Raw genomic sequence first — 20,192 nt, 5'->3', positions numbered from 1 at the left:
ATCGCTGCGATAGGCACGGCCGGCATGACCTGGTTCGTGATACTGGGCATGACGCTCGTGACCGCGCTGACGCGCGCGTTTTTTCTGCTCGGCGGCGAGCGCGCCGTGTTGCCCGAACGCGTCCAGCGGGCGCTGCGCTACGCGCCGGCCGCGGCGCTCGTCGCCGTCGTGGTGCCCGAAGTGCTCGATACGCCGCACGGCATTTCGCTCGCGTTGTCGAATCACGCGCTCTACGGCACGCTCGCGGGGCTCGCCTGGTTCCTTTGGCGACGGGGCATGCTGGGCACGATCGTCGTCGGCATGCTGGTGTTTACGGCGCTGCGCCTCGTGGCCTGATTGTCGATGCCGATCCTCGATGGGCTAAAATGCGCGTTTGCTGCCGTAGTGACGCGCGCCGACGGACTGGCCGCGCAAGCTGCGAAAGCGCCGCGCCGCCCATCAACCTTCGTTGCGAACTTTCCCATGAGCCAAGTACTGCGTCTTACCGATCTGATCGCGAAGGGCTTGCTGTCCGGCAAGCGCGTATTCATCCGTGCCGATCTGAACGTCCCGCTGGACGACCAGGGCAACATTACCGAAGACACGCGCGTGCGCGCTTCGGTGCCGGCCATTCAGTCGGCACTCGCCGCTGGCGCCGCCGTAATGGTCACCTCCCATCTCGGGCGTCCGACGGAGGGCGAATTCAAGCCCGAAGATTCGCTCGCGCCCGTTGCCAAGCGGCTGGCCGAACTGCTCGGGCGCGAGGTGCCGCTCGTCGCCAATTGGGTCGAGAACGGCGTGAACGTCGCGCCCGGTCAGCTCGTGCTGCTCGAAAACTGTCGGGTGAACAAGGGCGAGAAAAAGAACGACGACGCGCTGGCGCAGAAAATGGCCAAGCTGTGCGACATCTATGTCAACGATGCGTTCGGCACGGCGCACCGGGCTGAGGCCACGACGCACGGCATCGCCAAGTACGCGCCCATCGCCTGCGCGGGCCCGCTGCTCGCCGCGGAACTCGATGCGCTCGGCAAAGCGCTGGGCAACCCGAAGCGCCCGCTGGTGGCGATCGTCGCCGGCTCGAAGGTATCGACCAAGCTGACGATTCTCAAGTCGCTCGCCGAGAAGGTTGATCAGTTGATTGTCGGCGGCGGCATCGCCAACACGTTCATGCTCGCGGCGGGCTTGCCGATCGGCAAGTCGCTCGCCGAGGCCGATCTCGTCGAAGAGGCGAAAGTGATCATCGAAGCCGCGCGCGCGCGCGGCGCATCGGTCCCGATTCCGACGGACGTCGTGACGGCCAAACAGTTCGCCGCAACGGCGGCGCCTACGACCAAGCCGGTTGCGCAGATCGAAGCAGACGACATGATCCTCGATATCGGCCCGCAAACGGCGCGCGCACTGGCGTCGCAACTCGCGAGCGCGGGCACGATCGTCTGGAACGGGCCGGTGGGCGTGTTCGAGTTCGATCAGTTCGGCAACGGCACGAAGACGCTTGCCGAGGCTATCGCGCATTCGTCGGCGTTTTCGATTGCAGGCGGCGGCGATACGCTGGCCGCCATCGCGAAATACGGCATTCACGACAAGGTGAGCTATATCTCGACCGGCGGCGGCGCCTTCCTCGAATTTCTCGAGGGCAAGACGCTGCCGGCCGTCGAAGTGCTTCAAGCGCGGGCGTAACGCGTGGGCACGCGCGGCGCGCAGGCACCCAACGCACTCAAGGCTCGACGCGCCAAGCCGGGCGCCGCAGTGCCCGCTAGCGATAAAAACATCGATAAAGACAAGCGCAACGACAAAGCGACGCCGGCACGAACCGGCGCGCGACCCGGCACAGGCGCCCAAGCGGCGCCCGCGTCGACGCATCCGACTCGCAGCGGTTCAACCAGCGACTCAACTCAGACGAGGAGTTACATGCATCGCGCCACCAAGATTGTCGCCACCATCGGCCCGGCATCGAGTTCGCCAGAGATTTTGCTGCAGATGATGCAAGCGGGTCTCGACGTGGTGCGCCTCAACTTTTCGCACGGCACGGCCGACGATCACCGTCAGCGCGCCGAGCATGCGCGCGAGGCCGCGCGCAAGATCGGGCGCGAAGTCGCCATCATGGCGGATTTGCAAGGCCCGAAGATTCGCGTGGGCAAGTTCGAGAACGGCAAGGTGCTGCTGACGGTCGGCAATGCGTTCATTCTCGATGCCAACTGCGAGATGGGCAACGAAGAGCGCGTCGGGCTCGACTACCGGGATCTGCCGCGCGACTTGAAGCCCGGCGACGTGCTGCTGCTGAACGACGGCTTGATCGTCCTGACGGTTTCGCGTGTCGTCGGCGAAGAGATTCACACCGTCGTGAAAGTGGGCGGCGAGCTTTCGAACAATAAGGGCATCAACCGCCAGGGCGGTGGGTTGACCGCCCCGGCGCTGACGGCCAAGGACATGGAGGATATCCGCACCGCCATGTCGCTCGGCGTCGACTATATCGCCGTGTCGTTTCCGAAAAACGCGACCGACATGGAAATGGCGCGCCAGCTCGCGAACATCGCCGGCATGCCCTACGGCATCAAGCCCAAGATGATCGCGAAGATCGAGCGCGCCGAGGCTATTCCGGCCCTGCAAGGCATTCTCGATGCGTCGGACGGCATCATGGTCGCGCGTGGCGACCTCGCAGTCGAAGTCGGCAACGCCGCCGTGCCCGCGCTGCAAAAGCGGATGATCCGCATGGCGCGTGAGTCGAACAAGCTCGTCATTACCGCGACGCAGATGATGGAGTCGATGATCCATGCGCCGGTGCCCACGCGCGCGGAGGTCTCCGACGTCGCGAACGCGGTGCTCGACGGCACCGACGCGGTGATGCTCTCGGCCGAGACGGCGTCGGGCAAGTATCCGGTGCAGACGATCGAGACGATGGCGGCCATTTGTGTCGAAGCGGAGAAGTCCGAGCACGTCGAGCTCGATCGCGACTTCCTCGACCGCACGTTTACGCGCATCGATCAGTCGATTGCGATGGGCGCGCTGTTCACGGCTTATCACCTCGGCGCGAAAGCAATCGTCGCGCTGACCGAATCTGGCGCCACGGCGCTGTGGCTGTCGCGGCATTGGTCGCATGTGCCGATCTTCGCGCTGACCTCGCGCGTGACGAGCGAGCGGGGCATGGCGCTCTTTCGCAATGTCACGCCGATCGGCATCGAGCCGAACAGCGACCGCGATCAAGCGCTCAAGCTGGCGGTGGAAGCGGTTGTCTCGAAAGGCTTCGCGGCGCGCGGCGATATGGTCGTGCTGACCGTGGGCGAGCCGATGGGCCAGGCGGGCGGCACGAATACGCTCAAGATCGTGCGTGTCGGCGACCCGGGCTGACGTTGCCCGGGGCCGTGCTGGGCGCGCTGCGCGGATATGCGAAGCGCGCTGGCACGGCACGTATGGCAACCGCCTTTCGCTCAGCGTGTGCGGACATGATCCCGCCGCAAAACGCGGGATGGCCCGCGCTTCGCGATAAAATTGCGCACATTCGCACAAAAAAGTGCCGCCTCGAGCACCCGGTTTCCATCGTAAGGAGTACTTAGCATGCCTCTCGTATCAATGCGTCAATTGCTGGACCATGCGGCCGAGCATGGCTACGGCCTGCCCGCGTTCAACGTGAACAACCTGGAGCAGGTTCAGGCAATCATGGCCGCGGCGGACCAGGTGGGCGCACCCGTGATCATGCAGGCATCGGCCGGTGCCCGCAAATACGCTGGCGAAGCGTTCTTGCGCCATCTGATCGAAGCAGCCATCGAATCGTATCCGCACATTCCGGTTGTCATGCACCAGGATCACGGCCAATCGCCGGCGGTCTGCATGGCGGCGATCCGCAGCGGCTTCACGAGCGTGATGATGGACGGTTCGCTGCAAGCCGATGGCAAGACGGTTGCATCGTACGAATACAACGTGGAGGTCTCGCGCAAGGTCGTCGAAATGGCGCATTCGATCGGCGTCACCGTCGAAGCCGAACTGGGCGTGTTGGGCTCACTCGAGACGATGAAAGGCGACAAGGAAGATGGCCACGGCGCGGAAGGCACGATGACGCGCGAGCAGTTGCTGACGGACGTCGAACAAGCCGCGGATTTCGTGCGCGCGACGCAGTGCGACGCACTTGCCATCGCGATCGGTACCTCGCATGGCGCGTACAAGTTCACGAAGAAGCCGACCGGCGATATCCTCGCGATCGATCGCATCAAGGAGATCCACGCGCGCATTCCGAACACGCATCTCGTCATGCATGGTTCTTCTTCGGTGCCGCAAGATCTGCTGGCCGAGATCCGCGAGTTCGGCGGCGACATGAAGGAAACGTACGGCGTGCCGGTGGAAGAAATTCAGGAAGGCATCAAGCACGGCGTACGCAAGATCAACATCGATACCGATTTGCGCCTCGCGATCACTGCCGCGATTCGCCGTTATTTGTTCCAGAATCCGGGCAAGTTCGATCCGCGTGATTATCTGAAGCCGGCACGGGAAGCGGCGATGAAAATTTGCGTCGATCGCTATCGCGCTTTTGGTTGCGAGGGGCAGGCGGCCAAGATCAAACCGTTGCCGCTCGATAAAATGGCCGAGAAGTACAAATCCGGCGAGCTCGCACAGGTCGTGCGTTAAAGCGGCTCGCCGCAAGTATCGCTGGTTCGCCGTTCCCGCAGTATCGATGGGAACGGCGTTTGCATTTTGTTTTTTGGGCGGCGTCCGAACGCCGTTGTTTGCACCCGTTTCCCTCTATTGACACTACTGACGGTCCACGACGATGTCTACCCCGATGTCCACCCTTTACGAATCCTCGCTCCACTCGCTGCCGTTGCTCGGCCGCGGCAAGGTTCGCGACAACTATGCGCTGGGCACCGAGCGCCTGCTGATCGTGACGTCCGACCGGCTGTCGGCCTTCGACGTCGTGATGGGCGAGCCGATTCCCGACAAGGGCCGCGTGCTCAATCAGATGGCGAATTTCTGGTTCGATCGCTTGGCGCATATCGTCCCGAATCATTTGACGGGCGTGGCGCCCGAGACCGTCGTCGCACTCGATGAAGTCGAGCAGGTGAAGGGCCGGGCGGTCGTCGTCAAGCGCCTGGAGCCGATCTTGGTCGAAGCGGTGGTGCGCGGTTATCTCGCCGGCAGCGGCTGGAAGGACTATCAGGCGACAGGCGCCGTATGCGGCGTGACGCTGCCCGCGGGCCTCGCGAACGCGCAGCAACTGCCCGAGCCGATTTTTACGCCGGCGGCCAAGGCCGAACTGGGCCAGCACGACGAAAACATCACGTTCGACGATATGGAGCGGCGCATCGGCACCGAACTCTCGGCGACCATCCGCGATATCTCGATCAAGCTGTACAAAGAGGCATCCGAATACGCGGCGACGCGCGGCATCATCATCGCCGATACGAAATTCGAGTTCGGGCTCGACGAGCGCGGCCGACTGTTCCTGATGGACGAAGCGCTGACGGCGGATTCGTCGCGTTTTTGGCCGGCCGACCAATATCAGGTGGGCAGCAATCCGCCATCGTTCGACAAGCAGTTCGTGCGTGACTGGCTGGAAACGCAGCCGTGGAACAAGACGGCGCCCGCGCCGCAACTGCCGGCCGACGTCATCGCCAAGACGAGCGGGAAGTACCGTGAAGCGCTCGAGCGTCTGACCGGGCAGACGCCCGCGTAACGGCGCGGCGTTCGCCACCTTGTATCGTTGATAAAGCGAAGGAAAACCGCACGATGAGCGAAGCAGTCCAAGCCGCCCAGATCGCCCCAAGCGCCCATACCCATGACGCGCCGCTTGTCGGCGTTCTGATGGGATCGAGTTCCGATTGGGACGTGATGAAGCACGCAGTGTCGATTCTGCAGACACTCGGCGTGCCTTACGAGGCGCAGGTCGTGTCGGCGCACCGCATGCCCGACGAGATGTTTGCCTATGCCGAGACGGCCCGGCAGCGCGGGTTGCGCGCAATCATCGCGGGCGCGGGCGGCGCGGCGCATCTACCGGGCATGCTCGCGGCGAAGACGACCGTGCCGGTGCTCGGCGTGCCTGTGGCGGGCAAGTATCTGAAAGGCGTCGATTCGCTGCATTCGATCGTACAGATGCCGAAGGGCGTGCCCGTCGCGACGTTCGCGATCGGAGAGGCGGGCGCGGCCAACGCGGCGCTCTTCGCGGTGGCGTTGCTCGCAGGGACGATCGATGACTATGCGGATCGGCTCGCGGCATTTCGTGCGCAGCAAACCGATGCGGCCCGCGCGATGGTGCTGCCGGCGCTGTGAAGCGCCGCGTTGCGCTCGCCTGGCTTTGAAGACCATTTGAAGACCACGAAGCGATGAAGATGTCCATGCGAGCAGCGTTTGCCGCACAATACGCCCATCGGGCGAGAGCAAGATGACCCCAGACAACACTCCCGTTTCCCCGATCCTGCCGGGCGCCTGGCTCGGCATGGTCGGCGGCGGCCAACTCGGCCGCATGTTCTGCTTTGCCGCGCAGGCGATGGGTTATCGCGTGGCCGTGCTCGATCCCGACGAAGCGAGCCCGGCTGGCGGCGTCGCCGATCGCCATGTGCGCGCCGCTTACACCGATCAGACAGCGCTCACCGAGCTTGCCCGCTTGTGCGCTGCCGTGTCGACCGAGTTCGAGAATGTGCCCGCAGCGAGTTTGGATTTCCTCGCGCGCTCGAGCTTTGTGAGCCCGGCCGGCCGCTGCGTGGCGATTGCGCAAGACCGCATCGCCGAAAAACGTTTCATTGAAAGCTGCGGCGTGCCGGTGGCGCCGCATATCGCGATCGACTCGGCCGACGCACTCGCCGCGCTGACCGATGCGGCGCTCAGTGCCGTGCTGCCCGGTATTCTGAAAACCGCCCGGCTCGGCTATGACGGCAAGGGGCAGGTGCGGGTCGCGAGCGTGCAGGCGCTGCGCGAGGCGCATAACGCGCTCGGTGGCGTGCCGTGCGTGCTCGAAAAGCGGTTGCCGCTGAAGTACGAGGTGTCGGCGCTGGTCGCGCGCGGCGTGAACGGCGCGACGGGTGTGTATCCGATTGCGCAGAATATCCATCGGCATGGCGTGCTCTCGCTCACGATGGTGCCGGCGCCCGACGCCGGCGCGGCGCTCGTCGAGCGCGCGCAGCAGGCGGCTCTGCGCATCGCAGACGCGCTCGGCTATGTGGGCGTGCTCTGCGTCGAATTCTTCGTGCTCGAAGATGGCTCGCTCGTGGCCAACGAAATGGCGCCGCGTCCGCACAATTCGGGGCATTACACCGTGGATGCATGTGCTGCGAGTCAATTCGAGCAGCAGGTGCGGGCGATGACGGGTATGCCGCTCGGCGATACGCGCCAGCATTCGCCTGCCGTCATGCTGAACGTGCTCGGCGATGTCTGGTTCGCGGGCAATGGACCGACCGGCGCGCCCGGTGCGGCTTCGGCGACGCCGATCATGCCGCCCTGGCATGAGGTGGCCGCGATGCCGACCGCGCGGCTTCATCTGTATGGCAAAGAGGAAGCCCGGCCCGGCCGCAAGATGGGGCATATCAACTTCACGGCCGCGACGCTCGACGAGGCGCGCACGGCGGCGCGCGACTGCGCGCGGCTGTTGCACATCCCGCTCGGCTGAAAGCCGGCGGCACGCATCCTGACGGACACGTTTCAATGCCCCCTCGCGCGACTCCTCCCCCGACTTCTTCCGACGCGCCGGCCGTCACGGCAGCGCAAATCGAAGCGGCCGCGGCGCGGCTCGACGCGGGAGAGCTCGTCGCATTTCCTACCGAGACGGTGTATGGGCTCGGAGGCGATGCCGAAAATCCGGAGGCGGTCGCGCGCATTTATGCAGCGAAGGGGCGGCCCGCCACGCACCCCGTCATCGTCCATCTCGGCCCGCATGGCGACCCGCAATATTGGGTCGATGCGTTGCCAGCCGATGCGCAAAAGCTCATCGACGCATTTTGGCCGGGCCCGCTCACGCTGATCCTCAAGCGCGCCGCGCACATTCCGCCCGCGGTCAGCGGCGGCCAGGATTCGGTCGGGTTGCGCACGCCTTCGCACCCTGTGGCGCAGGCGCTGCTCGACGCATTCGGAGCGCGGCGCGGCGGGCACGGTGGCGTTGCGGCGCCGTCGGCGAACCGGTTCGGCCATGTGAGCCCGACCTCGGCGCAGCACGTGCGCGACGAATTCGGCAGCAGCATTTATGTGCTCGACGGCGGGCGCTGCGAGGTGGGGATCGAATCGACGATCATCGATTTATCGCGCGGCTTCGCCGCACTGTTGCGCCCAGGGCGTATTACGCCGTTCGAGATTGCCGATGTGCTTGGTGTGGCGCCGCGTCTGCCCGACGGCAGCGATGCGACTGCCCCGCGCGCGTCGGGCACGCTAAAGGCCCATTACGCGCCGCGCACGCCATTGACGCTTGCGCCGTTCGAGGTTCTTGAGCCGCTGCTCGTGGCGGCCCGGGATGCAAATACGCGCGTGGCGCTCGTGGCGCGGCGCTCGTGTGCCGGCGTTTGGGCTGATGCGCACGATGTCCATTTCGTCGCGGCGCCGGAAGACCCGCATGTCTACGCGCGCGAGCTTTATGGCTTGCTGCGGGCGCTCGATCGGGCCGATGTCGCGCGCATTCTTGTCGAGCGGCTGCCCGACACGCCCGCGTGGGCGGCCGTCAACGATCGGCTCGGGCGGGCCGCCGCAGCGTTCGAAGCGAATCCCTGAGCGAAGGGTGGGCGTGATGCGGTGATGCCGTGATGCGCGCCGCGCCGTAAGACGCGGCACGCGAAACGAACACTCACTGAACGAGCCCGGCCGCGGCGATCCGCTGTTCGACGTATTGCGCGAAAAGCAGATGCGCATGCGTGGTCGGATGGACGTTGTCGGCGAACATATACGACTGATCTGCCCCGGCCACCGTCAGCGTTTGCGGCGAGCAAAACAGCGACGACGCGAGCGAGGCGCCGAACTGCGCCGCCGTCTGCCCTGGTAACAACACGCTTGGGTTGTTCGTCGCGTAGGTCGTCCCCGACGCCTGCATTTGCGTCAGATTGCAGGCCGTGCCCGTATTGCCGACAGTGAAGCCATTGGCCGCGAAGTTGGCGCTCACGCCGTCTTGCCAAGTGAACGCGTCGATGTAGAGCACCTTGCTCGACAGGCCGAGTGCTTGCAGCGTAGCAGCCAGTGTGGAGTTGAAGATCGTCGACAACTGCGTGAAGGCCGCCTGCGTACCGGACGCAACCGCGAGCGGCGTGCCCCCGATATCGGGCACGTTGACGACAACGACTTTCGTCGCGCCCGCGTTGACGATCTGCTGCACGACGCCGCCCAACTGCTGAGCGGCGGTGCCGATTGCGGTCGCAGCGGCCAGTTGCGCCGCAGGCGTGTTGCCGGCCGCCTGCGCCACTTGCGCGTTGTAGAAGATGTCGTTCGCGCCGCCTTGAATCAGCACGAGTTGGCCCGCGTTGAAACTGCCATGGCTGGTCAAATAATTCTGCACTTGCGTGGCGACAGGCACGGTCGACAGCGTCGGATAGCTGATGCCCTGCGCATTGGTGACGCGCGCGCCGCCTTGCGCGTAACCCATTCCGCCGACGTTCACCGTGGCTTGCCCAAAGCCGCTATGGACGGCCGGCGTGAGCGTGTCGCCGTAGTTCGCCGCAACGTCCTGGGTCCAGACGAGACCGGGGTTCGTCGTGAAGCGGCCGCCGCCAAAGGTCGGCTGCACGTAGCCTGCATAGGTTCCGGCATCCGACAAACTGTCGCCGAAGGAGACAACCTGAACCCGCGCGCTCGGCGTCGGCGACGATGAACTGTCGCCGCCGCCGCATGCGGCGAGCAACGCGAACGCGACGCTGGCTAGAGCCGTTCGCGCCGCTCGCTTGAGGCGTCCGATTTGCAAGCTATAGGTGGTGTGTTCCATCGACTTCATCTCCTCGTATGTGCGGCTGAGCCGTAATGTGCGTTTGTCTCGGTGTGCGCGCGGCAGCCCGCTCGGGCGGGGCAAAGAGCGCGCGCAGCTTGTTGCGCAGGCCGTCGGCGCGCGCCGCATCGGCGAACATCGACGCCCATTCGTGAAACGTCGCCGTGAGCGGATTGTGGGTAATCAGCGGCTCGACGATGCCGTACTGGGGCGGCTCGCTCGGGTCTTCCTCGACATAGCTGCCGAATAGCCGATCCCAAATCACGAGCACGCCCGCATAGTTGCGATCGAGATAGCGCGGGTTGCGCGCGTGATGGCATCGGTGCATCGATGGCGTGTTGAAAACATGCTCGATCCAACCGAGCCGGCCGATTGCCTGCGTATGGACGAAAAACTGGAAGGCGAGGTTGATCAGCACGATCGCAATGACCTGCCGCGGCGAAAAGCCGAACAGCGCAAGCGGTATCCAGAACACCCACATGCCAGCAATCGGATACATCAGGCTTTGGCGAAAGGCGGTCGACAAGTTCAAGTGCTCCGATGAGTGGTGCACGACGTGCGCCGCCCAGAGCCAACGCACACGATGGCTCATGCGATGGAACACGTAGTAGAGCAGGTCTTGTGCCAGAAACAGCACGGCGAACGCGCGCCATCCCGGCTGCCAAGTGATCAGCCGCCAATGCGAGTAGACGTAGTCATAAACGGGCACGACCGCGAGCCAGGCGAGCTTGTCGGCGCCCTGATGCATCAGCGCCAGCGCAGCGTTGCACAGCGTGTCGCGCCAGCTGTAGATGCGCGCCTGCGGCCGTGTGCGCGTGAAGTGCCAGGCTTCCCATCCAATGCATGCGAGAAAGACCGGCGCCATGGCGATCAGGAGCAATTCGGCGTCGAATTGCATGGACGTCTTCCTCCTGGCTTTTCCTCGATTTTGTCTTGTCTTGCAGCGCGCGGCCGCGTGAGCCGCAGTGCCGTCGCTGCTGTCCCCTTATGCGAATCGAGTTACGAAGAATCCTGGCCGCTGTCTCGATTGCTGCCCGACAGCGTACACGCTAAGGCGCTCTGCCCGCGCGCTTTATCCTAGAAGAACTATTCGAGGGCGCGAGGGCGCGAGGGCGCGAAGGCCGTCGCCGTAAACTTTCAGCGCAGCCCGCGATAGACCCAATCGAGCAGCGCATCATGCGCGGCGCGTGCGGCTGCGGCATGGTCATCGTTGATGAAGCTCACGACGACGTAGCTTTCGCCGTTTGCCGCGGCGACGTACCCTGCGATCGCTCGCACGTCGCGCAGGGTGCCCGTTTTGATGTGCGCGTTGCCGAGCACCGGGTCGTTGCGCAACCGGTTGCGCATCGTGCCATCCACGCCGGCGACCGGCAGCGATGCGACAAACACTTGCGCGACGGCGCTCGCGTTCGCCGCTTGCAGCAAGTCCGCAAGCGAGAGCGCGCTGATGTGCTCGTCGCGCGAGAGGCCGGAACCATTCGCGAGCGCGAGCTCCGGCATGGCGAGGCCCCGCGAGTCCAGAAAGTGTCTGATTGCCGTTGTCGATTTCTCGGGCGTGGCTGGCGGCTTGTTGGCGACGGCGCCGATCGTCAGAAACAAGTTGCGCGCCATCACGTTGTTGCTGAACTTGTTGATGTCGCGCACGATGTCCGAGAGCACCGGGCCATGATGGGTGGCGACGAGCCGCGCACCGAGCGGTACCGCGCCTTCGTGCACGGTGCCCGCGAAGGTGCCGCCTTGTTGGCGCCACAGAGCGAGAAAGCCGCCCGCGAAGAAGGCGGTGTGATCGAGCACGGCGAGGTTCACCGTGCGCGGCCCGCAACGCAGCGGGTAGTCGCCCGAGAAAAGCGCATCGACGGTTCCGTCTTTTTGCGGCGTGACGCTCGGCGTCGCGGCGTCGCTGCCGACGCAGGCGCCCGGTTTCGCGCGTAGCGTGTTGTCGATTTTCAATTGCGCGAGCGGCGGCAGAACGTCGACGGCCACCGTGCCGTCGTTTGCCGGCGTCAACGTGAACGACAGCGATTTGAACGCATACAGCAGAGGGTCGGGGCCGACGTTGTATGGCGCGTTCGCGTCGTCGTCGAACGGCGGGAGGTCCCGCGTCGATGGATCGAAGAAGCGCTTGTCGAGCACGAGCGCGCCGTCGATGCCGGTGATGCCCGTCTTGCGGATCTTGTCGACAAGATCGATCAATTCCTCCGGCACGAGCTTCGGGTCTCCCGTTCCTTGAATGTAGAGGTCGCCATGCAGCACGCCGGCGGTGTCGATGGTGCCATCCGCATAGGCGCGGGTGGCCCAGCGATAGTCGGGCCCGAGCATCGCCAAGCCCGAGTAGGTGGTGACGAGCTTCATGGTCGACGCGGGCAGCATCGGCTTGGCCGCATTGAGTGCCACGACGGGTGTCGTGCTGCCGATGCGTTCGATCACCACGCTGACCGAGGCGAGCGGCACGTGGGCGCGCTCGAGCGCGCGCGTCACCGATAGCGGCAACTCGGTACTAACGTTTACGCGCGGATGGTGCTTGAGCTTGCGGGCGTCGGCGGGCGCTGCGAACGCCAACGCGGCGGCGAGGCCGGCCGCCACCGCGGCGCGCGCGCGCACGCTGCGGCTGGAACACGGCGAAGACGGTAGGAAACGGCAGGCGAGTTGAAGCGTCGAGATAAGCGAGGCGATCGTCATGAAAGCGAGGAACACGAGAGGCAAGAGAAGTCGAGCGGGGCCACGCTGATCGCTGATCGCGCCCACGCGGGCGGCGAGCCCGCGCACATTGTAGAGCCTAGCCGCGCCGCGGGCCCGCTACAATGCGGTTCATGATGGACTTCCGGCGCGCTTTCACGCGCGAAGCGATGCGGATACTGCTGGTTGAAGACGATAGGATGATTGCCGAAGGCGTGCGCAAAGCGCTGCGCGGCGACGGCTTTGCGGTCGATTGGGTGCAAGACGGCGAAGCCGCGCTAACGGCAGTGGGGGGCGAGCCCTACGATCTCGTGCTGCTCGATCTCGGCTTGCCGAAGCGGGACGGCTTGGACGTGCTGCGCGCGATGCGCACGCGCGGGCTGACGATGCCGGTGCTGATCGTCACGGCGCGCGACGCCGTGGCCGATCGCGTGAAGGGGCTCGATGCCGGCGCCGATGATTACCTGGTGAAGCCATTCGATCTCGACGAACTCGGCGCGCGGATGCGGGCGCTGATCCGGCGCCAGACGGGGCGTAGCGAATCGGTGATCCGCCATGGCCCGCTGACGCTCGATCCGGCGGCGCATCAGGTGACGCTCGACGACGCCCCCGTGGCGCTTTCTGCACGCGAATTCGCGCTGCTCGAAGCGCTACTGGCCCGCCCTGGCGCCGTGCTTTCGAAAAGCCAGCTCGAGGAGAAGATGTACGGCTGGGGCGAGGAGATCGGCAGCAATACCGTCGAAGTCTACGTTCATGCGCTGCGCAAGAAGCTGGGCGCCGAACTCATCCGCAACGTGCGCGGCTTGGGCTACATGATCGCAAAGGACGCCTGAGTGTCTCGCACGCCCGGTTTTTTCATGCGTTCCATTCGCCATCAACTGCTCGTCTGGTTGTTGGCGATCGTTGTAGCGGGTGTCGGGGCCGCGGGCTGGCTCATTTATCGGCAGGCGCTGGCCGAGGCGAACGAACTGTTCGACTACCAACTGCAGGAAATTGCGGCGGCCTTGCCGTCCGAGCCGTTCTCGCAGATCCTCGGCGCGCACAAAGAGGCCGACGAAGGCATCGTCATCCAAATTTGGAGCCGCACCGGCGCGCTGATGTATTACTCGCATCCGCGCGCGCCACTCGCGCCGCGCGCCGAACTCGGATTTTCGACCGAGCGCACCGAGCGCGGCGATTGGCGCGTGTACGGTGCGATCGTCGGCGACAACGTCGTGCAGCTCGGCCAGCCGATCTCGGTGCGCAACCGGCTGGCTGCCAACGTCGCGTTGCGCACGCTTTGGCCGCTGATCGTGCTGCTGCCGCTGCTCGGCTTCGCGGTCTGGATGATCGTCGGGCGGGGGCTTGCGCCGCTCGCGCGGGTGACGCGCGCGCTCGATGCGCGGCGGCCCGATGCGCTCGATCCGGTGCCCGATACGCGGTTGCCGCTCGAAGTCCAGCCGCTCGTGCGTGCGCTGAACGGGCTGCTCGCGCGGCTCACCGAGGCGCTCGACACGCAACGCGCGTTCGTGGCCGACGCCGCGCACGAGTTGCGCACGCCGCTTGCCGCGGTGCAGATCCAATCGCAGCTCGTGGCCCGCGCGCAAGATGCGGACGCGCGCCGCGAGGCGCTCGTCGATTTGCAAGCAGGCGTCACGCGCGCCACGCGTCTTGCCGAGCAACTGCTCGCGCTCGCGCGCGCGGAGCCGTCAGCCGGTGCGGTTCGTGAACCCGTCGACTTGCAGTTGCTGCTGGCCGAATGCGTCGCTGCGCATGCGCCGCTGGCCGAACGGCGCGGCGTGGATCTCGGTTTCGAGGAGGCGCAGCCCGCAACCGTGACGGCCGACGGCGACGCGTTGCGCGTGATGTTCGGCAACCTGCTCGACAACGCCATCAAGTACACGCCGCCCGGCGGGCGTATCGACGTGACGCTGGCGGTGGATGCCGACGGCCGGCCGCGCGTGGCGATCGCCGATAGCGGCCCCGGCATCCCGGCCGATGAGCGCGCGCGCGTATTCGACCGCTTTTATCGCGACGCCTCGGCGCGCGCACGCACCGACATTTCGGGTAGCGGCCTGGGGCTTGCCATCGTCAAGCGCGTGGCGAACCAATGCAATGCGAGTATCGACCTCGGCGACGCCCCACTGGGTGGCCTGCTTGTCACTGTCCGGTTTTGAACGTGGGACGGCGGCCCCCCCGCTTTACGCAACAATACGGCTCACATCGTTAAGATTCCTTTAAGAGAGGCCGCTTAATCTGCGTTCCATCAGTTAGGAGGCCTATCTCATGAATACGAAGATCCTGTCTCGCGGGGCGATTGCAGTCGCGGTCGCGCTCGCTGTTTCCGGCGGTTACGTGGCCGGCACGCGGCACGCTGATCCGCAGATCATTACGGCCGCGCACGCCGCGGCGATGATGCCTGCCGAGGCGGCTGCCAAGACGGGCATCCCTGATTTCTCCGGCCTCGTCGAAACCTATGGCCCTGCTGTCGTGAACATCAGCGCGAAACATGTCGTGAAGCGGCAGGCGCGCCGTACGCAGCAATTGCCGATCGACCCGAGCGATCCGTTCTATCAGTTCTTCAAGCGTTTTTACGGCCAGTTCCCGGGCTTCGGCGATGGCGACGGCACCTCGCAGCAGCAAGCCGATGTGCCGAGCGCGAGCCTCGGCTCGGGCTTCATCATCAGCAACGATGGCTACATTCTGACCAATGCACACGTGGTCGATGGCGCCAATGTCGTGACGGTGAAGCTGACCGACAAGCGCGAGTACCGCGCGAAGGTGGTCGGCACCGACAAGCAGTCCGATGTCGCGGTGCTGAAGATCGACGCGTCGAACTTGCCCGTCGTGAAAATCGGCGACCCGCAGCAAAGCAAGGCCGGGCAATGGGTAGTCGCCATCGGCTCGCCTTACGGCTTCGAGAACACCGTGACCTCGGGCATTATCAGCGCGAAGGGGCGCTCGCTGCCGGAGGAAAACTACACGCCGTTCATTCAAACCGACGTACCGGTGAACCCGGGCAATTCGGGCGGTCCGCTCTTTAACCTGCAAGGGCAGGTGATCGGTATCAACTCGATGATCTATTCGCAAACGGGCGGCTTCCAAGGGCTGTCGTTCGCCATTCCGATCGACGAAGCGATGCGCGTGAAAGACGAGCTCGTCAAGACAGGGCATGTGAGCCGTGGCCGGCTCGGCGTGGCCGTGCAAGGCGTCAACCAAACGCTCGCCAACTCATTCGGGCTGCAAAAACCGGCCGGCGCGCTCGTGAGCTCGGTCGATCCGGGCGGCCCGGCGGCCAAGGCCGGCCTGCAAGCGGGCGACGTGATTCTGGCTGTGAACGGCGTGGCGGTTGGCGATTCGACCGATCTGCCCGCACAGATTGCCAGCATGAAGCCGGGTACCAAGGCGACGCTCGACGTCTGGCGCGACAAATCGAAAAAGCAGCTGGCCGTGACGCTCGGCTCGCTTTCGGACACCACCGTGGCCGCTAAGGGCGGTGCCACCGCCGAGCCGAGCCGGCTTGGCGTGGCGGTGCGTTCTCTGACGCCGCAGGAAAAGAATAGCAGCTCGCTCACGCATGGCCTGCTCGTGCAGCAAGCATCGGGGCCGGCTGCCAGTGCTGGCATTCAGCCGGGCGACGTGATCCTCGCGGTGAACGGCAGCCCGGTGTCGTCGCCGGAGCAGTTCAAGCAGATCATTGCGAAGTCGGGAAGCAGTGTGGCGCTCCTGATTCAGCGTAACGATGCGCAAATCTTCGTGCCGGTCGATCTCGGCTAACGGCAGCGACGGTAAGCGTTCGGGTACAAGCATTGCTGAGCCACATCTTCATGCGGGGAACCGGCGTATGCTGACACCTCGCGTAACGAAAGGAGCGAAGCCATGAGAGAGTCAAGCAGCAAACGGGCAGGCGCGATGGCCATGGCCGCGGCGCTTGCGATTGGATTCGCCGGTGCGGCGTTTGCACAGGCGTCCGACGGGACCGTCGGCGGCACGACGACCGACATGACGAGCGCCGGCAACGCCAACGGCGGCGGGATGCCGCAAATCCAGCATCAAGGTTCGGTCGAATATGTGTCGGGCGGCGTGGGTCTCGACGAATCGACGGCATTGAAGCGCGCCGCGTCTCATTGGCCGCTGGCGTTGCGTTTTACGGGCCCGACGGCCGAATACCTGTCGGGCGTGCATGTGAGCATTGGCGGCGCGGGCGACACCGCTACGCTGGACGCCGATTCGAGCGGCCCTTACATGCTCGTCAAGTTGCCGCCGGGCCGTTATACCGTCCATGCGCGCTACAAGGATCAGGAGCAAACGCGCACGGTCACAGTTTCGAGCCATCCGGGCGCGCACGCCGATTTTCACTGGAAAACGCAATAGCGCGCGAGCTGCGCAAGCAGGTCCGCTTTGTTTGATAATGGATGCCACGGGTACGCGCCCGTGGTTTTTTTTTGCATCGCGCGCCGAACATTGTTAATAGATCGCAAGGGAATCGCCATGCCGAATGCCGTTTTCCATCAGATTGAAATCGAGCCCAATCCGCATCGCTTGCGTGTCATTCATTGCGGCATCACACTGGCCGATACTTCACGCGGGTTTACGCTGAAAGAGACGGGGCTGCCCGAGGTGCTTTATTTCCCGCGCGAGGACGTCAATATGACGCGTTTCGAGCGTTCCGCGCATGTGACGCACTGCCCGTACAAGGGCGACGCATCGCATTTTCATTTGCACACCGAGGCCGGTGAGATTGTGGAAAACGCGGCGTGGAGCTACGAGATGCCATATGAAAACGCCGCGGCCATCAAAGACTGCGTCGCCTTTTATCCGTCTCGCGTTGATCGTATCGATCAGACTTCCTGATTTCGGATCGAGCGAGGTGCGCGTGCGAAGGAGACCGCCGTGGAACTGACCAATGCGCTGCGTATTCCGCTCGACATCACCGAGGTCGCCAACGCGCTTTCCGACACCGCGCTCGTGCGTGCGAGCCTCGAGAATTGTGAGTCATTCGCCCGTTTGTCGAGCGGTGAGTATGCGATTGCGTTCACCGTGCCCGTCGGCCCGCTCAGGGCGCGCTACGATCTGCGCGTGCATGTGGCCGCGGCGATGTCGGGCGGCGACACAGCGGGCAACCGCCAGGATGAAGGACTGTGGCGGCGCGTGCTGAACATCAAGGCGAGTGCGCCGGGGATCGGCTCGCTGCGGGGGCAAGTCGAGATCGTGCTCGATGATGATAGCCGAACCGCTCAGGGTCACGCCGATGGCAATGACAACGACCATGACCATGACAACGGCACGGCGCACACCATCGTCCAGCATGATGCCGCCGAGACGGTTCGTCTGACCGAATCCGCCACGCGGATCGAATACGCGGTGTGGGCGACGTCGACCGGACCGCTCGCCGCGTTGCCGCCCAGACAAATCGAAAACGCCTTGCTCGGGCTGGCCGAAGATTTTTTTGCGGAGTTTGCGGCCGTGGTCGAGACCAAGCACGGCAAGCGGCCAAACCGCGCCGCGACGGCAGCACACACGCGGCGCCGACATGTGTTCCTGCGACCGATCAGCTTGGCCCGCTTTGCTCGGCGAGCGGCACCGGCGACAGACGAGGCGTCCGAGGCGGCGCCGGGCCGCTGGGGCAGTCTGTTGCTCGGGCATCGAGCCGCGCAGGAGGTCGAGCGTCGTGCGCCGAGGGCGATGCCGTTTTGGGTGTGGGCCGCAATCGTAGTGCTCGTGGCTGCGCTGCTTTACGTGCTGCGCCGCTTGCAATAACGCGCTACCTATCGGCTCTATGCTGCTGAGCAGCCGTGCATCAAGCCGTGCCGCGGAATTCACGCCGGTACGCGCGCGGAGATGTCTTGAAGGTACCGGCGAAGTGCTGCCGCAGCGATACCGCCGAACCGAACCCTGTCGATTCCGCAATCGCTTCCACGGTCTGATCTGTCGTCTCGAGCAGCTGTTGCGCTCGGGCGAGACGCGTCTCGAGCAGCCACGCGCCGACGGTCGTTCCTGTTGCTTGCCGAAACCGGCGCGTGAACGTGCGCCGGCTCATTAGCGCACGCGCCGCCAGCGTATCGAGCGAATGCGGCAGATGCACGTTGGCGCGCACCCAATCGAGCAGCGAGGCCAAGCGTTCGTCGCGCGCATCGGCGCTCAACGGCTGCTCGACGAATTGCGCCTGCCCGCCTTGCCGATGGGGCGGCACGACGAGCCGCCGCGCCACATAGTTCGCGGCATGTGCGCCGTAACGCGTACGCAGCAGATGCAGGCAGCAATCGAGGCCGGCGGCGGTACCGGCCGACGTCAGCACGTGGCCGTCTTCGACGTAGAGCACCGATGCATCGACGTTGACGGCAGGATACCGGCGGGCAAATTCGCCCGCCCAGGCCCAGTGCGTTGTGGCTGTGCGGCCATCGAGCAGCCCTGCGGCGGCCAACACAAACGCACCGAGGCACAGACCGACGCATTGCGTGCCTCGGGCATACGCACGGCGCAGCCCGTCAAGCAGCGCTTCGGGCGGCTCGAGTGCCTGGTTCCAGCTCGGCACGATGATGATATCGGCCGCCGCTAGCGCTTGCGTAAGCTGATGGCGCGCGCTAATCGTAAAGCCGGCTTTGGTACCGAGCGCGCCGGCGCTGACGGCAGCCACGCGCAGATCGAAAGCCGGCAGGCCCGCGGCGGTGTAATCCTCGCCGAAGACGATGCATGGCACGGCGAGATGAAACGGACTGATGCCCTCGAACGCGACGACAGCGACGACAGGACTGGATTGGGCTCCCGCTACGGCGGAGGGGACGGCGGGCATGGTCGCTCCTGCGATAAATGATTGGCCCAATTATATCGATTGATGGCAGATGGGCCACTATTGTTGAACGGTCGAAATGGGAACAATGGCTCCTGTCGACGCGCTTTCCGACGCACCGCAAAACGCAGCGGCCGCGCCCCGAGCGCATTCGATCCACTCATTTTTCGATACCAGGAGCCCATCATGTCTACCGTCCCGCGCCGTGCACTGATCGTCATCGACGTACAAAACGAATATGTGACCGGCGATCTGCCGATCGAATATCCCGACGTGCATCGTTCCCTTGCCAACATTGGCCGCGCGATGGATGCGGCGCGTGCGGCATCCGTACCGGTGATCGTCGTGCAGAACATTGCGCCGCCTGATTCGCCGCTTTTCGCCCGCGGCACCGATGGTGCCGAACTGCATCCGGTCGTTGCGGGCCGCCCGCGCGATCATTACGTCGAAAAGTCGTTGCCTAGCGCCTTCACCGGGACCGATCTGGCGCAATGGCTCGCCGCGCACGAAATCGACACGCTGACCGTGGTGGGCTACATGACACACAACTGCGATGCGTCGACGATCGTCCACGCGTTGCATATGGGTTTGAAGGCGGAGTTTCTCTCCGACGCGACGGGTGCGGTCCCCTACGAGAACAGCGCCGGCTATGCGAGCGCAGAGGACATTCATCGCATCTACAGCGTGGTGCTGCACTCGCGCTTTGCCGCCGTCGCCGACACCGATGCATGGATCGCCGCTGTGGAGGCGAATGCGCCGCTCGAGCGATCGACCATCTACGCGTCGAATCAGACGGCACGGGCACGGGCGGCGGCCGCAATGACGACGGCTTAAAATCGGGTTTGACTTCAATACGCACGTGCGTATATATTGGCGTCAATACGCACGAACGTA

19 protein-coding genes are annotated in these 20,192 nt (G+C 64.8%); 15 read left to right on the top strand and 4 right to left on the bottom strand.

Features of this window, described 5'->3' with window-relative positions:
* Nucleotides 1-24: 24 nt before the first annotated feature.
* From ACSQ20_RS16410 to ACSQ20_RS16375, 8 genes are all read left to right on the top strand, one after another.
* Complete coding sequence (locus ACSQ20_RS16410) at nt 25-336, top strand: AzlD domain-containing protein (protein WP_436023176.1); 312 nt, start codon at nt 25-27, stop codon at nt 334-336.
* 126 nt (nt 337-462) lie between these two features.
* Nucleotides 463-1,656, top strand: coding sequence for a phosphoglycerate kinase (locus ACSQ20_RS16405; RefSeq protein ID WP_436021750.1), 1,194 nt, complete (start codon nt 463-465; stop codon nt 1,654-1,656).
* 231 nt (nt 1,657-1,887) lie between these two features.
* Nucleotides 1,888-3,324: a pyruvate kinase gene (gene pyk / locus ACSQ20_RS16400; RefSeq protein WP_436021748.1), complete on the top strand. Its 1,437-nt coding sequence runs from the start codon at nt 1,888-1,890 to the stop codon at nt 3,322-3,324.
* 207 nt (nt 3,325-3,531) lie between these two features.
* Complete coding sequence (gene fba, locus ACSQ20_RS16395) at nt 3,532-4,596, top strand: class II fructose-bisphosphate aldolase (protein ID WP_436021746.1); 1,065 nt, start codon at nt 3,532-3,534, stop codon at nt 4,594-4,596.
* A 154-nt stretch (nt 4,597-4,750) separates the two neighbouring features.
* A complete protein-coding gene (locus ACSQ20_RS16390; protein ID WP_436021744.1) occupies nt 4,751-5,641 on the top strand; it encodes a phosphoribosylaminoimidazolesuccinocarboxamide synthase in 891 nt (296 codons plus the stop codon).
* A 53-nt stretch (nt 5,642-5,694) separates the two neighbouring features.
* Nucleotides 5,695-6,234 (top strand): 5-(carboxyamino)imidazole ribonucleotide mutase, encoded by a 540-nt coding sequence (gene purE, locus ACSQ20_RS16385; protein ID WP_436021742.1) that lies wholly within the window; start codon nt 5,695-5,697, stop codon nt 6,232-6,234.
* A gap of 112 nt (nt 6,235-6,346) precedes the next feature.
* A complete protein-coding gene (locus ACSQ20_RS16380; RefSeq protein WP_436021740.1) occupies nt 6,347-7,567 on the top strand; it encodes a 5-(carboxyamino)imidazole ribonucleotide synthase in 1,221 nt (406 codons plus the stop codon).
* A gap of 35 nt (nt 7,568-7,602) precedes the next feature.
* Nucleotides 7,603-8,655 carry an L-threonylcarbamoyladenylate synthase gene (locus ACSQ20_RS16375; RefSeq protein ID WP_436021738.1) on the top strand — a complete coding sequence of 351 codons (1,053 nt, stop codon included), beginning with the start codon at nt 7,603-7,605 and terminating at the stop codon, nt 8,653-8,655.
* Between the two features lie 73 nt (nt 8,656-8,728).
* On the opposite strand, the gene ACSQ20_RS16370 is transcribed toward ACSQ20_RS16375, so the two are convergent.
* From ACSQ20_RS16370 to dacB, 3 genes are all read right to left on the bottom strand, one after another.
* Entirely contained in the window at nt 8,729-9,862 is a 1,134-nt protein-coding gene (locus ACSQ20_RS16370; RefSeq protein ID WP_436021736.1) for an SGNH/GDSL hydrolase family protein, read from the bottom strand.
* A complete protein-coding gene (locus ACSQ20_RS16365) occupies nt 9,834-10,751 on the bottom strand; it encodes a sterol desaturase family protein (RefSeq protein ID WP_436021734.1) in 918 nt (305 codons plus the stop codon). The genes ACSQ20_RS16370 and ACSQ20_RS16365 overlap by 29 nt, the downstream gene beginning before the upstream one ends.
* A gap of 239 nt (nt 10,752-10,990) precedes the next feature.
* On the bottom strand, nt 10,991-12,532 hold the full coding sequence (gene dacB, locus ACSQ20_RS16360) for a D-alanyl-D-alanine carboxypeptidase/D-alanyl-D-alanine endopeptidase (protein WP_436023174.1): 1,542 nt from the start codon (nt 12,530-12,532) through the stop codon (nt 10,991-10,993).
* A gap of 167 nt (nt 12,533-12,699) precedes the next feature.
* Here dacB and ACSQ20_RS16355 point away from each other — a divergent pair, with 167 nt between their 5' ends.
* The 6 genes from ACSQ20_RS16355 (at nt 12,700) to ACSQ20_RS16330 (ending at nt 18,268) form a co-directional block, all read left to right on the top strand.
* Nucleotides 12,700-13,362, top strand: coding sequence for a response regulator (locus ACSQ20_RS16355; protein ID WP_436023172.1), 663 nt, complete (start codon nt 12,700-12,702; stop codon nt 13,360-13,362).
* Between the two features lie 24 nt (nt 13,363-13,386).
* Complete coding sequence (locus ACSQ20_RS16350; RefSeq protein ID WP_436023170.1) at nt 13,387-14,685, top strand: ATP-binding protein; 1,299 nt, start codon at nt 13,387-13,389, stop codon at nt 14,683-14,685.
* A 109-nt stretch (nt 14,686-14,794) separates the two neighbouring features.
* Nucleotides 14,795-16,285, top strand: coding sequence for a DegQ family serine endoprotease (locus ACSQ20_RS16345; RefSeq protein ID WP_436021732.1), 1,491 nt, complete (start codon nt 14,795-14,797; stop codon nt 16,283-16,285).
* Nucleotides 16,286-16,387: 102 nt separating this feature from the next.
* Nucleotides 16,388-16,882, top strand: a complete 495-nt coding sequence (locus tag ACSQ20_RS16340; protein ID WP_436021730.1) for a carboxypeptidase regulatory-like domain-containing protein — start codon at nt 16,388-16,390, stop codon at nt 16,880-16,882.
* 117 nt (nt 16,883-16,999) lie between these two features.
* Nucleotides 17,000-17,362 (top strand): DUF427 domain-containing protein, encoded by a 363-nt coding sequence (locus ACSQ20_RS16335; RefSeq protein ID WP_436021728.1) that lies wholly within the window; start codon nt 17,000-17,002, stop codon nt 17,360-17,362.
* A 39-nt stretch (nt 17,363-17,401) separates the two neighbouring features.
* A complete protein-coding gene (locus tag ACSQ20_RS16330) occupies nt 17,402-18,268 on the top strand; it encodes a CoxG family protein (protein WP_436021726.1) in 867 nt (288 codons plus the stop codon).
* A gap of 40 nt (nt 18,269-18,308) precedes the next feature.
* Here the strand turns inward: ACSQ20_RS16330 and ACSQ20_RS16325 are convergent, their stop codons facing one another.
* Nucleotides 18,309-19,301: a GlxA family transcriptional regulator gene (locus tag ACSQ20_RS16325; RefSeq protein WP_436021724.1), complete on the bottom strand. Its 993-nt coding sequence runs from the start codon at nt 19,299-19,301 to the stop codon at nt 18,309-18,311.
* Between the two features lie 183 nt (nt 19,302-19,484).
* Here ACSQ20_RS16325 and ACSQ20_RS16320 point away from each other — a divergent pair, with 183 nt between their 5' ends.
* Nucleotides 19,485-20,132 carry a cysteine hydrolase family protein gene (locus ACSQ20_RS16320; RefSeq protein WP_436021722.1) on the top strand — a complete coding sequence of 216 codons (648 nt, stop codon included), beginning with the start codon at nt 19,485-19,487 and terminating at the stop codon, nt 20,130-20,132.
* Nucleotides 20,133-20,192 lie beyond the last annotated feature (60 nt).

The sequence above is a fragment of the Trinickia sp. LjRoot230 genome (assembly GCF_964253315.1).
Classification (GTDB): Bacteria; Pseudomonadota; Gammaproteobacteria; order Burkholderiales; family Burkholderiaceae; genus Trinickia.
This window is presented reverse-complemented; position numbering and strand designations above follow the sequence as displayed.